This is a genomic window from Huaxiibacter chinensis (genome assembly GCF_022171985.1).
Classification (GTDB): Bacteria; Pseudomonadota; Gammaproteobacteria; order Enterobacterales; family Enterobacteriaceae; genus Enterobacter; species Enterobacter chinensis_A.
The window spans coordinates 215,468-227,923 of sequence record NZ_JAJVHF010000002.1; the positions used below are offsets into that span (position 1 = coordinate 215,468).

Annotated in this window: 11 protein-coding genes and 1 pseudogene; 7 read left to right on the forward strand and 5 right to left on the reverse strand. The window is 54.1% G+C overall.

The features are described 5' to 3' along the window. The first annotated feature begins 546 nt into the window (after positions 1 to 546). Positions 547 to 1,230: a type A chloramphenicol O-acetyltransferase gene (gene catA / locus LZP96_RS06865; RefSeq protein WP_258925768.1), complete on the forward strand. Its 684-nt coding sequence runs from the start codon at positions 547 to 549 to the stop codon at positions 1,228 to 1,230. 175 nt (positions 1,231 to 1,405) lie between these two features. Here catA and ppa read toward each other — a convergent pair whose 3' ends face one another. Continuing rightward, complete coding sequence (gene ppa, locus LZP96_RS06870) at positions 1,406 to 1,936, reverse strand: inorganic diphosphatase (RefSeq protein WP_064324598.1); 531 nt, start codon at positions 1,934 to 1,936, stop codon at positions 1,406 to 1,408. A 309-nt stretch (positions 1,937 to 2,245) separates the two neighbouring features. Here ppa and ytfQ point away from each other — a divergent pair, with 309 nt between their 5' ends. The 5 genes from ytfQ to LZP96_RS06895 all read left to right on the forward strand — a co-directional run bounded on the left by ytfQ (position 2,246) and on the right by LZP96_RS06895 (position 8,493). Continuing rightward, positions 2,246 to 3,202: a galactofuranose ABC transporter, galactofuranose-binding protein YtfQ gene (gene ytfQ / locus LZP96_RS06875; protein WP_064324599.1), complete on the forward strand. Its 957-nt coding sequence runs from the start codon at positions 2,246 to 2,248 to the stop codon at positions 3,200 to 3,202. Positions 3,203 to 3,305: 103 nt separating this feature from the next. Then, positions 3,306 to 4,808, forward strand: coding sequence for a galactofuranose ABC transporter, ATP-binding protein YtfR (ytfR, locus tag LZP96_RS06880; RefSeq protein WP_064324600.1), 1,503 nt, complete (start codon positions 3,306 to 3,308; stop codon positions 4,806 to 4,808). A gap of 10 nt (positions 4,809 to 4,818) precedes the next feature. Continuing rightward, entirely contained in the window at positions 4,819 to 5,844 is a 1,026-nt protein-coding gene (gene ytfT / locus LZP96_RS06885) for a galactofuranose ABC transporter, ATP-binding protein YtfT (RefSeq protein WP_258925769.1), read from the forward strand. Further along, positions 5,831 to 6,832, forward strand: a complete 1,002-nt coding sequence (gene yjfF, locus LZP96_RS06890) for a galactofuranose ABC transporter, permease protein YjfF (protein WP_064324602.1) — start codon at positions 5,831 to 5,833, stop codon at positions 6,830 to 6,832. The genes ytfT and yjfF overlap by 14 nt, the downstream gene beginning before the upstream one ends. 92 nt (positions 6,833 to 6,924) lie before the next feature. Further along, positions 6,925 to 8,493, forward strand: coding sequence for a methyl-accepting chemotaxis protein (locus LZP96_RS06895; protein WP_258925770.1), 1,569 nt, complete (start codon positions 6,925 to 6,927; stop codon positions 8,491 to 8,493). A gap of 32 nt (positions 8,494 to 8,525) precedes the next feature. Here LZP96_RS06895 and LZP96_RS06900 read toward each other — a convergent pair whose 3' ends face one another. Beyond that, the gene (locus LZP96_RS06900) at positions 8,526 to 8,819 is read right to left on the reverse strand and encodes a helix-turn-helix domain-containing protein (protein ID WP_064324604.1); all 294 of its coding nucleotides are present in this window, start codon (positions 8,817 to 8,819) and stop codon (positions 8,526 to 8,528) included. 146 nt (positions 8,820 to 8,965) lie between these two features. Continuing rightward, complete coding sequence (gene fbp, locus LZP96_RS06905; RefSeq protein ID WP_064324605.1) at positions 8,966 to 9,964, reverse strand: class 1 fructose-bisphosphatase; 999 nt, start codon at positions 9,962 to 9,964, stop codon at positions 8,966 to 8,968. Between the two features lie 199 nt (positions 9,965 to 10,163). Between fbp and mpl the strand changes: the two are divergent. Then, a pseudogene (gene mpl / locus LZP96_RS06910) lies at positions 10,164 to 11,518 on the forward strand (UDP-N-acetylmuramate:L-alanyl-gamma-D-glutamyl-meso-diaminopimelate ligase). A gap of 17 nt (positions 11,519 to 11,535) precedes the next feature. Here the strand turns inward: mpl and LZP96_RS06915 are convergent. Both LZP96_RS06915 and yjgA read right to left on the reverse strand, forming a co-directional pair. Beyond that, positions 11,536 to 11,835: a hypothetical protein gene (locus tag LZP96_RS06915; protein WP_258925771.1), complete on the reverse strand. Its 300-nt coding sequence runs from the start codon at positions 11,833 to 11,835 to the stop codon at positions 11,536 to 11,538. Between the two features lie 57 nt (positions 11,836 to 11,892). Continuing rightward, positions 11,893 to 12,444, reverse strand: a complete 552-nt coding sequence (gene yjgA, locus LZP96_RS06920; RefSeq protein ID WP_064324607.1) for a ribosome biogenesis factor YjgA — start codon at positions 12,442 to 12,444, stop codon at positions 11,893 to 11,895. Between the last annotated feature and the right edge of the window lie 12 nt (positions 12,445 to 12,456).

Genomic DNA, 12,456 nt, shown 5'->3' on the forward strand with positions numbered 1-12,456 from the left:
TATTTATACATGCTGCCTGATGAATAACAATGCATTAAGATAAATTATAATTTAATGCATAAAAATCAAGTGGTTATGATATTTTTTTTGTGGTGTTTTATAATCAAAGCTGGTCATGTTATTTAGGCTACGCTCTGGTTTACTCTGCCTGTACAAACCATAAGCTATATGTTTAGTAAGCGCAAATAAGTCCATGCAAATCTTAAGGTTTAAGGGGCGGGATGCACAGAGCATCATTATCATGAAGGGAGAGGGGATTGTTGCATCACGCAAATGTGCGTCTGGCTACTGGCCAAACACGTAAGCTATTCAGCCCAACCCCCGCCGGGTAACGCAGACGCCACGCCCTTCAGGGCTTTAGAAGAAGCGACCCCAAACCAGGCTGTTTGTCAGACCGGAATTGCAGAGTTCGACGACCTGTTATCAGCAGGACAACGCTCGCAATGACTTTTTTTTATCAGACCGGTTTATCAGCGGTATTGTTGATTAATTCATAAAAAATCATATGCTAGCATTTTAGTGATGATCGCGAATGAAAGGTTAAAAATGGAAAAAATAACGCCTGAATATACCTCCGTTGACTTATCTCGCTGGGCAAGGAAAGAGCATTTTGAAGTATTTCAGTCCTTTGCTCAGTCGACAATTAATCAAACGGTGGAAATAGATATTACCGCATTGCTAAATCATATAAAAAAGGTCGGCTGGAAATTTTACCCTACCATGATTTTTCTGCTGTCTGAAATTGTTAACCGCCATTCAGAATTTCGCATGGCGATGAAGAACGATGAGCTGATTATATGGAATGAAGCGCATCCCAGCTATACCATTTTCCATAATGAAACGGAGACGTTTTCATCATTATGGAGTCACTATGACGGCAATATTCATCACTTTCAGCACGTTTATTCAGAAGACGTTGCGCGCTATGGTCATAACCTTTCTTACTGGCCAAAGGAAGAGTCCCGTGAAAATGTGTTTTTCGTATCGTCTATTCCCTGGGTGACATTTACCAGTTTTAATATCAATGTCGCGAATATGCAGAACTTTTTTGCCCCCATGTTCACCTTCGGGAAATACTTTCAACGCGATGAAAAAACGCTATTGCCTCTCGCCATTCAGATACATCATTCCGTGTGCGATGGTTTCCATGTGGCCAGGCTGTTTAACGAGTTGCAAGAGAGCTGTAATGCCTTAGAGAAATATGCAGATTCCGATGCAGGAGCAGAATAGCGCGTGAACAGGCGGCAAGGATCGCCGTTCTGTCTGCCATGCGCGGGGCGCAATAGCCTGAAGTCCCTCATCCGTTCAAGAAATAAGCGTAAAAAAAGAGCCCATATCGTCTATGGACTCTTTCTCTGAAGCCTGCGTGAAGTGCCCGACCTTTTGGGTCCGTGCACGCTAAGGCTTATTTCTTCGCAGCACGCTCGAAGGACGCAACGATTTCCGCTTTAGCGGCTTCAGCGTTGTCCCAACCGTCGACTTTCACCCATTTGCCTTTTTCGAGATCTTTGTAATGCTCGAAGAAGTGCGTGATCTGTGCTTTCAGCAGTTCTGGCAGATCGTTCACATCTTTAATGTGATCGTACTCTTTGCTCAGTTTGGTGTGCGGAACGGCAACCAGTTTCGCATCTTCACCCGCTTCGTCGGTCATTTTCAGTACGCCAACAGGACGGCAGCGAACCACGGAGCCTGGCGCCAGTGGGTATGGCGTTGGGACCAGCACGTCTACCGGATCACCATCCAGAGACAGGGTGTGGTTGATGTAGCCGTAGTTGCACGGATAGAACATCGCGGTGGACATGAAACGGTCAACGAACAGCGCACCGGTGTCTTTGTCGATTTCGTATTTGATAGGATCTGCGTTGGCCGGGATTTCGATAACAACGTAGATGTCTTCCGGCAGTTCTTTACCCGCAGGGACGTTGAGTAAGCTCATGTCTGTGTCCTTTAAAATGTATGGTAAACAAGTGGCGAGTATTATAGCCAACTCACGCCGAATGTCTTCGCCTGTTTTCACCTCCGTCCTCAGTCAAACGTCATTTTCAGACCCTTTCCATGACAGGAATGTCCATAAAGTCAGCCGCATTTTAAATGATGAAATGAAAGCGATTACAAACTTGTGATTAACGTTTCATTCACTTTTCTGAAGTGTGATGTAACGCAATTCGTTACATATTGCATTAGCTATAGTTTCCCCGCAGAACATCTTTTAACCAACAATAACCTGGGCTACGAGGACATCATTATGTGGAAGCGCTTACTTCTCGTCACAGCAGTTTCGGCAGCCATGTCGTCTATGGCAATGGCCGCACCGTTAACCGTCGGATTTTCGCAGGTCGGCTCTGAGTCTGGCTGGCGCGCAGCAGAAACCAGCGTCGCGAAGAGCGAGGCAGAAAAACGCGGCATTACGTTAAAAATCGCCGATGGCCAGCAAAAACAGGAAAACCAGATTAAAGCTGTACGTTCGTTTATCGCTCAGGGGGTAGACGCTATCTTCATCGCACCGGTCGTCGCGACAGGTTGGGAACCGGTTCTGAAAGAAGCCAAAGATGCAGAAATTCCTGTCTTCTTGCTCGATCGTTCCATCGATGTAAAAGACAAATCTCTCTATATGACCACCGTCACCGCGAACAACGTTCTGGAAGGTCAAATGATCGGCGACTGGCTGATTAAACAGGTCGACGGCAAGCCGTGCAACGTGGTTGAGCTACAAGGCACCGTCGGGGCGAGCGTCGCGATTGACCGTAAGAAAGGCTTCGCCGACGCCATTGCGAAAGCGCCTAACATCAAAATCATCCGCTCTCAGTCCGGCGACTTTACCCGTAGTAAAGGGAAAGAGGTTATGGAGAGCTTTATCAAGGCTGAAAACAACGGCAAAAACATCTGCATGGTTTATGCCCATAACGATGACATGGTGATCGGCGCAATCCAGGCCATCAAAGAGGCGGGCCTGAAACCGGGCAAAGATATTCTTACCGGCTCCATCGACGGTGTACCTGACATCTTTAAAGCGATGATTGACGGCGATGCTAACGCCAGCGTCGAGTTGACCCCAAACATGGCAGGCCCGGCATTCGATGCGCTGGAGAAATTCAAGAAAGACGGCACCAAACCAGAACAGGTGACCATCACTAAATCAACGCTTTACCTGCCGGATACGGCGAAAGAAGAGTTAGAGAAGAAGAAAAATATGGGCTACTAAGCCTTAGACACGTGCCGGATGGCGCTGCGCTTGCCCGGCCTGCTTTGCACGCGCTGGCAGGCCGGATACGCGTAGCGCCATTTGACCGGATGCAGGGGGAATCATGAGCGAAAAACAACACCAGGAAATCCTCCGCACAGAGGGCTTAAGCAAATTCTTTCCCGGCGTGAAAGCGCTGGATAACGTCGATTTCAGCCTGCGTCGCGGTGAGATCATGGCGTTACTCGGTGAAAACGGTGCCGGAAAATCTACGCTGATTAAGGCGCTGACCGGCGTCTATCACGCCGATCGCGGCACCATCTGGCTGGAAGGTCACGCCATATCGCCGAAAAACACCGCCCACGCCCAACAGCTGGGGATCGGGACCGTGTATCAGGAAGTGAACCTGCTGCCGAACATGTCGGTGGCAGACAATCTGTTTATTGGCCGCGAGCCGCGTCGGTTTGGTTTCCTGAGACGTAAAGAGATGGAAGCGCGGGCCACAGCGCTGATGGAATCTTACGGCTTTTCCCTCGACGTGCGCGAACCGCTAAACCGTTTTTCCGTGGCAATGCAGCAGATCGTTGCCATTTGCCGCGCTATCGATCTCTCGGCAAAAGTGCTGATTCTCGATGAACCTACCGCCAGCCTCGATACGCAGGAAGTGGAGATGCTGTTCACGCTGATGCGCCAGCTGCGCGATCAGGGGGTGAGCCTCATTTTCGTCACCCATTTCCTCGACCAGGTGTATGAAGTGAGCGATCGCATTACCGTCCTGCGAAACGGCACGTTTGTCGGCTGTCGCGAAACCCGCGAACTGCCGCAGATTGAGCTGGTGAAAATGATGCTGGGCCGCGAGCTGGACACCCACGCGTTGCAGCGTGCGGGCCGCACGTTGTTAAGCGATAAACCGGTAGCGGCGTTCCATGATTTTGGTAAGAAAGGGACCATTTCCCCGTTCACTCTGGAGGTCCGCCCCGGTGAAATCGTTGGGCTGGCGGGGCTGTTAGGCTCCGGGCGCACCGAGACGGCCGAGGTGATCTTTGGCATTAAACCGGCCGACAGCGGCACGGCGACGATCAAAGGCAAAGCGCATACGCTGCGATCGCCGCATCAGGCCTCCTGTCTGGGTATCGGCTTCTGTCCGGAAGACCGCAAAACCGACGGCATCATTGCCGCCGCCTCCGTTCGGGAAAATATCATTCTGGCCCTACAGGCCCAGCGCGGCTGGCTGCGGCCTATTCCGCGTAAGGAGCAGAACGCCATTGCTGAACGTTTTATTCGCCAGCTTGGCATTCGTACCCCGAGTGCCGAACAGCCGATCGAGTTTCTCTCCGGTGGCAATCAGCAAAAAGTCCTGCTCTCCCGCTGGCTACTGACCAAACCGCAGTTCCTGATCCTCGATGAACCGACCCGGGGAATCGACGTGGGGGCACATGCGGAGATCATTCGGCTGATTGAAACGCTGTGCGCCGATGGCCTGGCGCTGCTGGTGATCTCGTCCGAGCTGGAGGAGCTTGTCGGTTACGCCGATCGGGTGATCATCATGCGCGATCGCAAGCAGGTAGCAGAGATCCCGCTGGATGCGCTTTCCGTTCCGGCGATCATGAATGCTATTGCGGCATAAGGAGTTAATCGTGATGTCCCGTTCTCTTCCCCAGACCGCAGAGTCAAAACGGCGCTTTCGCTGGCCGACCGGCACGCCGCAAATCGTGGCGCTGCTGCTGGTGCTGCTGGTCGACAGTCTGGTTGCACCGCATTTTCTGCAGATCGTTTTACAGGATGGCCGTCTGTTTGGCAGCCCCATTGATATTCTCAACCGTGCTGCGCCTGTTGCGCTGCTCGCGATAGGGATGACGCTGGTCATCGCCACGGGGGGAATTGATCTCTCTGTCGGCGCCATTATGGCGATCGCCGGAGCGACCGCCGCCTCAATGACGGTGGCCGGACACAGCCTGCCGGTGGTTCTGCTTGCCGCTCTCGGCACGGGCGTGCTGGCCGGTTTATGGAACGGCATACTGGTCGCTATTCTGAAAATCCAGCCCTTTGTTGCCACCCTGATTCTGATGGTGGCAGGGCGTGGTGTGGCGCAGTTGATCACCTCCGGGCAGATTGTCACGTTTGATTCGCCCGCCCTTGCGTGGATTGGCAGCGGAAAGCTCTTGCTGTTCCCCACGCCGGTGATGATTGCGCTGGTGACGCTGATTGTATTCTGGTTGTTCACCCGTAAAACCGCGCTCGGGATGTTTATTGAAGCCGTGGGGATTAACATCCGTGCGGCAAAAAATGCCGGGGTTAATACGCGTCTGGTGGTGATGCTGGCCTACGTTCTGAGCGGCGTATGCGCGGCTATCGCCGGAATCATCGTGGCAGCCGATATTCGCGGTGCAGATGCTAACAATGCCGGCCTGTGGCTGGAGCTGGATGCCATTCTGGCGGTGGTTATCGGCGGCGGCTCACTGATGGGGGGCCGCTTTAATCTGGTGCTTTCCGTTCTGGGGGCGCTGATTATTCAGGGTATGAATACCGGCATTCTGCTCTCTGGCTTCCAGCCCGAGCTTAACCAGGTGGTGAAAGCCGTGGTTGTTCTGTGCGTGCTGATTGTTCAGTCGTCGCGCTTTATCAGCATCATCAAGGGGATTCGCGGCCATGATAAAACGTAATTTGCCGTTAATGATCACCCTCGGCGTGTTTGTGCTGGGGTATCTCTACTGCCTGACGCAATTCCCCGGTTTCGCTTCCACGCGGGTGATTTGTAATATTCTGACCGATAACGCCTTCCTCGGGATTATCGCCGTGGGCATGACGTTCGTGATCCTCTCTGGCGGGATCGATCTCTCCGTGGGGTCGGTGATCGCCTTTACCGGCGTTTTTCTGGCAAAAGCCATTGGCTTCTGGGGGATTTCCCCGCTGCTGGCTTTTCCGCTGGTGCTGGTGATGGGCTGCGCGTTTGGCGCGTTTATGGGGCTGTTGATCGACGCGCTGAAGATTCCCGCCTTCATTATCACCCTGGCGGGGATGTTCTTCCTGCGCGGCGTCAGCTATCTGCTCTCCGAAGAGTCGATCCCCATTAACCATCCGGTGTATGAAACCCTCTCCAGCCTCGCCTGGAAAATCCCCGGCGGTGGCCGTTTGAGCGCCATGGGGCTGCTGATGCTGGGCGTGGTGGTGATTGGGATCTTCCTTGCGCATCGTACCCGCTTCGGCAATCAGGTGTATGCCATCGGCGGCAGCGCGACCTCCGCTAATCTGATGGGCATTTCGACCCGCAGCACGACTATCCGTATCTACATGCTCTCGACGGGGCTGGCGACGCTGGCCGGGATCGTCTTTTCGATCTACACCCAGGCGGGCTATGCCCTGGCAGGCGTGGGGGTTGAACTGGATGCGATTGCTTCTGTGGTGATCGGCGGGACGTTACTGAGTGGTGGCGTCGGCACGGTGCTGGGCACCTTGTTCGGCGTGGCGATTCAGGGACTGATTCAGACCTACATCAACTTCGATGGCACCCTCAGTTCATGGTGGACAAAAATCGCGATCGGCATTCTGCTGTTTATTTTTATCGCGTTGCAGCGAGGGCTGACGGTGCTCTGGGAAAATCGCCAGAGCTCACCGGTTACCCGCGTGAACACATCGGTAACAGAGCGATAACACGCTGAATTTGCTTAAAGTCTAAACATTTTCCGGTAGCGGCCGATACTCTTCTTTTCTGCCAAAAATATCTCGCTACCGGAAATAATATCATGCTGAAAACGCTATCGATTCGTACCGGCTTGCTTTCGTTACTGGCCGTTATGACCCTTCTGCTGCTGATTGTCAGCGGCATTGGCATTTATGCCCTCACACAGAGTTCTTCTTCACTGCAGCGTATTAATCATCTTCAGGGTGAGCAGATGATGCAGCTTAACACGGGCTATACGCTGATTTTGCGTGCCCGTAATGAAGCGGGTCAGGCCGTTCGACTGATGGAGATTGGCATGCTGGATGATGCCGCGAAATCCGTGCAGAACATCAATAAAGAGGTCGCCCTGGCGCAAAAAACGCTCAGGCAGGTGGTGGAGAGCGGCGTTGCGGACGAACAAGGCCAGCAGTTGCTGGATAACGTCGCAAAAAGTCTCGCCGCCTATAACGCGCAGGGGATCGTCCCGATGGTCGCTGCGCTGAATGAGCAAAGCGCCGATGCGTATTACGATCTGCTGGAAAATAAACTGATCCCAGTCGCGCGCCAGTTTGACAATGACATGCAGGCGTTCCAGGCGTGGAGCGAGGCGCGGGGCAAAACCGAAGTCAAAGCCGTTCAGTCGAGCAAAAAGCGCGTGATGATGTTGATCGTGATTGCGGCGCTACTGACTGCCGGAATCATCGTGCTGGCCTGGCTGGCGCTGCGTCATATGCTGCTGAAGCCGCTTTCCGCGTCTATTGCCCAGCTGGAGCACGTGGCCGCGGGGGATCTCACCCACAGCCTGAATGAACCGGCAAGCCAGGAGCTTAATCGCCTGAATGGGGCGATTGAGGCAATGCGTCAGTCGCTGATGGGATCGGTATTGCGCGTGCGCGATGCCAGCTCGCAGATTGATACCGGCAGCCGTGAACTCACCGCAGGTAACCTGCATCTCGCCCAGCGCACGGAGTCGACCGCAACCTCGCTTGAGCAGACGGCGGCGAGTATGGAAGAGATTACGGCCACCGTAAAACAAAACGCCGACAACGCCGAGCAGGCGCACCAGATGGCGAAAACGGTCTCTGATACGGCCGATCATGGCAGCGAAATGGTCTGCTACGTTATTGAGAAGATGCGCGATATCTCTGGCAGTTCGGCGCGTATCGCCGATATCCTGAGCGTGATTGACGGTATTGCCTTCCAGACTAATATCCTGGCGCTGAACGCCTCCGTTGAAGCGGCGCGCGCCGGTGAGCAGGGGCGTGGTTTTGCCGTCGTGGCAGGGGAAGTGCGTAACCTCGCCAGCCGCAGCGCCGACGCGGCGAAAGAGATCCGCACGCTCATCAGTGATTCCCAGACGCACGTCAACGAAGGCAGTGAGCTGGCGCAACAGGCAGGTGAAACGATGGATGAGATCGCCTCTGAAGTGATGCGCATGACCCGCTTGATGCGAGAGATTGCGACGGCGTCCCAGGAGCAGAGCCGCGGAATTGAGCAGGTGAATATTGCGGTCAATCAGATGGATGAAACGGCGCAACAAAACGCCGCCCTGGTACAGCAATCTTCTGCCGCGACGCGCTCGCTGGAAGAACAGTCGCGTGAGCTTATTGACGCGATGGCTTCCTTTAAGCTCACCGCCCGCACGGCCTGAGTCCTTTTCCCGCCGTCGACGACGGCGGGAGACTAATTCCGGGCAGTATTCATTGAACCAATATTCTCATGAATATCCCCCATTAATTTCTCCAGGGAGTGGGTCAACGCTAAGGCTTTATCGGTTGGCTCCAGATATAACCCTTTACGCACAAAGAGCGGTTCATTAAAAAGCTGATTAAAACGCTTTAATGCCAGGCTCACCGCAGGACGTGACATATCCAGACGTACTGAGGCTTTCGCCATGCTGCCGCAGCGGACAATCTCAATAAAGACGGGAATAAGATTGAGATCAATACCGGTACTGGCGCGTGAATAATTTTGCATCGCCGTGATGTCTCCTGAATAAATAATCGACTGTTCAGGAATGATGCGGGAGAGAGGGGCGATATTAAAGGCGGATTTTTATATTCGTTTATACCGTAAAACATATAAATGAAAACGGGGAGCAATGCTCCCCGTGAATCGGCGTGTTACGCGTCCGGATATTCGCGGATCAAACGTTCAACGTCTTCGACCATATGATCGTTGCCGACAAAGAAGGAGCGACGCTGGTGCAGGCTTTCCGGAATGATGTCCAGAATACGCTCTTTACCGTCGCTGGCTTTGCCGCCGGCCTGTTCAGCCAGGAACGCCATCGGGTTGCATTCATACAGCAAACGCAGTTTCCCTTCCGGGTGGCTGGCGGTGCTTGGGTAGAGGTAGATACCGCCCTTAAGCAGGTTGCGGTGGAAATCCGCCACCAGAGAACCGATATAGCGCGAGGTATACGGACGCTGCGTCAGCTTATCTTCTTCCTGGCAGAATTTGATGTACTTCTTCACGCCCGTCGGGAATCGGATGTAGTTGCCTTCGTTAATGGAGTAGGTGTTGCCTTTCTGCGGGAAGCGCATACGCTCCTGGCTCAGACAGAAAACGCCCAGTGACGGATCGTACGTGAAGGCGTGCACGCCGCAGCCGGTGGTATACACCAGCATGGTGGACGAGCCGTAAACCACGTAGCCTGCCGCGACCTGCTTGTTGCCCGGCTGCAGGAAGTCTTCTTCCGTGACGGCGGTACCCACCGGCGTCACGCGACGATAAATAGAGAAAATCGTCCCGACCGAGACGTTCACGTCGATATTGGATGAACCGTCCAGCGGATCCATCAGCACAACGTATTTAGCGTGTTCACACCCTTCAAAAACGACGATCTCGTCTTCTTCTTCCGAGGCGATACCCGCCACGATGTCGCGTGCGCGCAGTGCCGCTTTCAGTTTTTCATTGGCGAACAGATCGAGTTTTTGCTGCACCTCGCCCTGAACGTTTTCGGCACCGCTGGCACCCAGGATATCGACCAGACCGGCCTTGTTGATATCGCGGTGGATGATCTTAGCGCCCAGCTTTATTGCCGACAGCAAAGCAGTGAGTTCACCGGTAGCATGAGAGAACTCGTGCTGCTTTTCGACAATAAATTCACCTAACGTTTTCATAACCCTTTCCCTGCATCGTATGTTGAGTAAAGCGATCGGATGTTGCGTGTAGAGCTTGATGTCCAACAATCTTAACAAACATTCAAATATTAGCGCAGTGGTGAATCGCGCCAGCAAAATACGGATTTACCTGAAATGCGTTTCTCTGGGGCTGACATGTGAGTAAAATGTGCGCCACATTGAAGAGGGATAGTGACGTATGCGCATTCATATTTTGGGGATTTGTGGCACTTTCATGGGCGGGCTGGCAATGCTGGCGCGCTCGCTGGGCCATGAAGTGACAGGTTCGGACGCCAATGTGTATCCGCCGATGAGCACGCTTCTGGAGACGCAGGGTATCTCCCTTATTCAGGGTTATGATGCCAGCCAGCTGGATCCGGCGCCGGATCTGGTGATCATTGGCAACGCCATGACCCGGGGTAACCCCTGCGTTGAAGCGGTGCTGGAACGCAATATTCCGTTTATGTCCGGCCCGCAGTGGCTGCATGATTTCGTGCTGCGCGATCGCTGGGTGCTGGCCGTAGCGGGTACGCACGGTAAAACCACCACCGCCGGTATGGTGACCTGGATTCTGGAAGCCTGCGGGTATAAGCCTGGTTTTGTCATTGGTGGCGTACCGGGGAATTTCGACGTCTCTGCCCGTCTGGGCGACAGCCCGTTCTTTGTGATCGAAGCGGATGAGTACGACTGTGCGTTCTTCGATAAGCGTTCCAAGTTCGTGCATTACTGCCCGCGGACGCTGATCCTCAACAATCTTGAGTTCGATCACGCGGATATTTTTGACGATCTGAAAGCCATTCAGAAACAGTTCCACCACCTGGTGCGCATCGTGCCGGGCCAGGGCCGTATTATCTACCCAGAGAACGACATTAACCTGAAACAGACGATGGCGATGGGCTGCTGGAGCGAGCAGGAGCTGGTGGGCGAACAGGGCCACTGGCAGGCGAAAAAGCTGACCACCGATGCTGCTGAATGGGAAGTGTGGCTGGACGGCGAAAAAGTGGGTGAGGTGAAGTGGGCGCTGGTCGGCGAGCACAACATGCACAACGGACTGATGGCCATTGCCGCCGCGCGTCACGTTGGCGTACTGCCTGCTGATGCCGCGAATGCGCTGGGCGCCTTCGTCAACGCCCGCCGTCGTCTGGAGCCGTGACCGTGTATGACGACTTTGCACACCATCCGACGGCGATTCTGGCGACGCTTGCCGCATTACGCGGAAAAGTGGGCGGAACGGCGCGTATTCTGGCGGTACTGGAACCTCGTTCGAACACCATGAAAATGGGCATTTGCAAAGACGACCTCGCTCCTTCATTAGGGCGCGCGGATGAAGTCTTCCTGCTGCAGCCCCAGCATATTCCGTGGCAGGTCGCAGAAGTTGCGGAAGCCTGCATCCAGCCGGCGCACTGGCATGCTGATGTGGATACGCTCGCGGAGATGGTGATCAAAACGGCACAGCCTGGCGATCACATTCTGGTGATGAGTAACGGTGGTTTTGGTGGGATTCACCAGAAACTGCTGGACGGTCTGGCGAAGAAAGCCGAAGCCGCAGTGTAAAAAAAGCCCGGTAAGCGTTAGCGCGACCGGGCTTTTTCTCCTCTCCCGGAGGGAAAGGCCAGCCCCGTTTTTCTCCTCTCCCGGAGGGAAAGGCCAGCCCCGTTTTTCTCCTCTCCCTGTGGGAATGGCCAGCCCCGTTTTTCTCCTCTCCCGGTGGGAAAGGCCTGCCCCATTTTCTCCCTCTCCCTGTGGGAAAGGCCAGCCCCGTTTTTCTCCTCTCCCTGTGGGAAAGGCCAGCCCCGTTTTTCTCCTCTCCCTGTGTGGGAAAGGCCAGCCCCGTTTTTCTCCTCTCCCTGTGTGGGAAAGGCCAGCCCCATTCTTCTCCCTCTCCCTGTGGGAGAGGGTTGGGGTGAGGGCATCAAACGACGCCGATCTTACTCTTCGTTCTCAGACAGCTCGCGCAGATACTGGAAAATCAGGCGCGCAGATTTCGGCGGCTTATTCCCTTCTTTCTCTTTCTTCGCATTACGGATCAGCGAGCGTAACTGTTGACGGTCAGCATCCGGCCACAGGTTCAGCACGTCGGCCACGGCGTCATCACCCTGGTCGATCAGACGATCGCGGATCTGCTCAAGCTTATGGAACAGCGCAACCTGCTGGTTGTGGCGGTTTTTCAGTTTATCCAGCGCCTGGCGAATCGGTTCTACGTCGCGCTGACGCAACATTTTACCAATCAGCTGAAGCTGGCGGCGGCGGCCTTCTTTTTTGATGCGTTGGGCCAGTTCAATGGCACCGCGTAGATCCGGGTCGAGCGGGAGTTTATCCAGCGCGTTCTTGCCCAGCTCTACCATTTCCGCACCCAGTTGTTTTAACTCTTCGGCGTCGCGTTTAATTTCACTTTTACTGACCCAGATGATCTCATCATCTTCGTCTTCGATGTCATCACCGGGAACGTCGTCGAGCCAGTCTTCGGGCTGCTTAGTCATGTCAGGCTCCTT

What these genes read in the sequence shown, in the direction of transcription:
- fbp (WP_064324605.1), bottom strand. Translation starts at nt 9,964, where the DNA reads ATGAAAACGTTAGGTGAATTTATTGTCGAAAAGCAGCACGAGTTCTCT.
- ytfR (WP_064324600.1), top strand. Translation starts at nt 3,306, where the DNA reads ATGAGCGAAAAACAACACCAGGAAATCCTCCGCACAGAGGGCTTAAGC.
- LZP96_RS06895 (WP_258925770.1), top strand. Translation starts at nt 6,925, where the DNA reads ATGCTGAAAACGCTATCGATTCGTACCGGCTTGCTTTCGTTACTGGCC.
- LZP96_RS06915 (WP_258925771.1), bottom strand. Translation starts at nt 11,835, where the DNA reads ATGGGGCTGGCCTTTCCCACACAGGGAGAGGAGAAAAACGGGGCTGGC.
- yjgA (WP_064324607.1), bottom strand. Translation starts at nt 12,444, where the DNA reads ATGACTAAGCAGCCCGAAGACTGGCTCGACGACGTTCCCGGTGATGAC.
- LZP96_RS06900 (WP_064324604.1), bottom strand. Translation starts at nt 8,819, where the DNA reads ATGCAAAATTATTCACGCGCCAGTACCGGTATTGATCTCAATCTTATT.
- catA (WP_258925768.1), top strand. Translation starts at nt 547, where the DNA reads ATGGAAAAAATAACGCCTGAATATACCTCCGTTGACTTATCTCGCTGG.
- yjfF (WP_064324602.1), top strand. Translation starts at nt 5,831, where the DNA reads ATGATAAAACGTAATTTGCCGTTAATGATCACCCTCGGCGTGTTTGTG.
- ppa (WP_064324598.1), bottom strand. Translation starts at nt 1,936, where the DNA reads ATGAGCTTACTCAACGTCCCTGCGGGTAAAGAACTGCCGGAAGACATC.
- ytfQ (WP_064324599.1), top strand. Translation starts at nt 2,246, where the DNA reads ATGTGGAAGCGCTTACTTCTCGTCACAGCAGTTTCGGCAGCCATGTCG.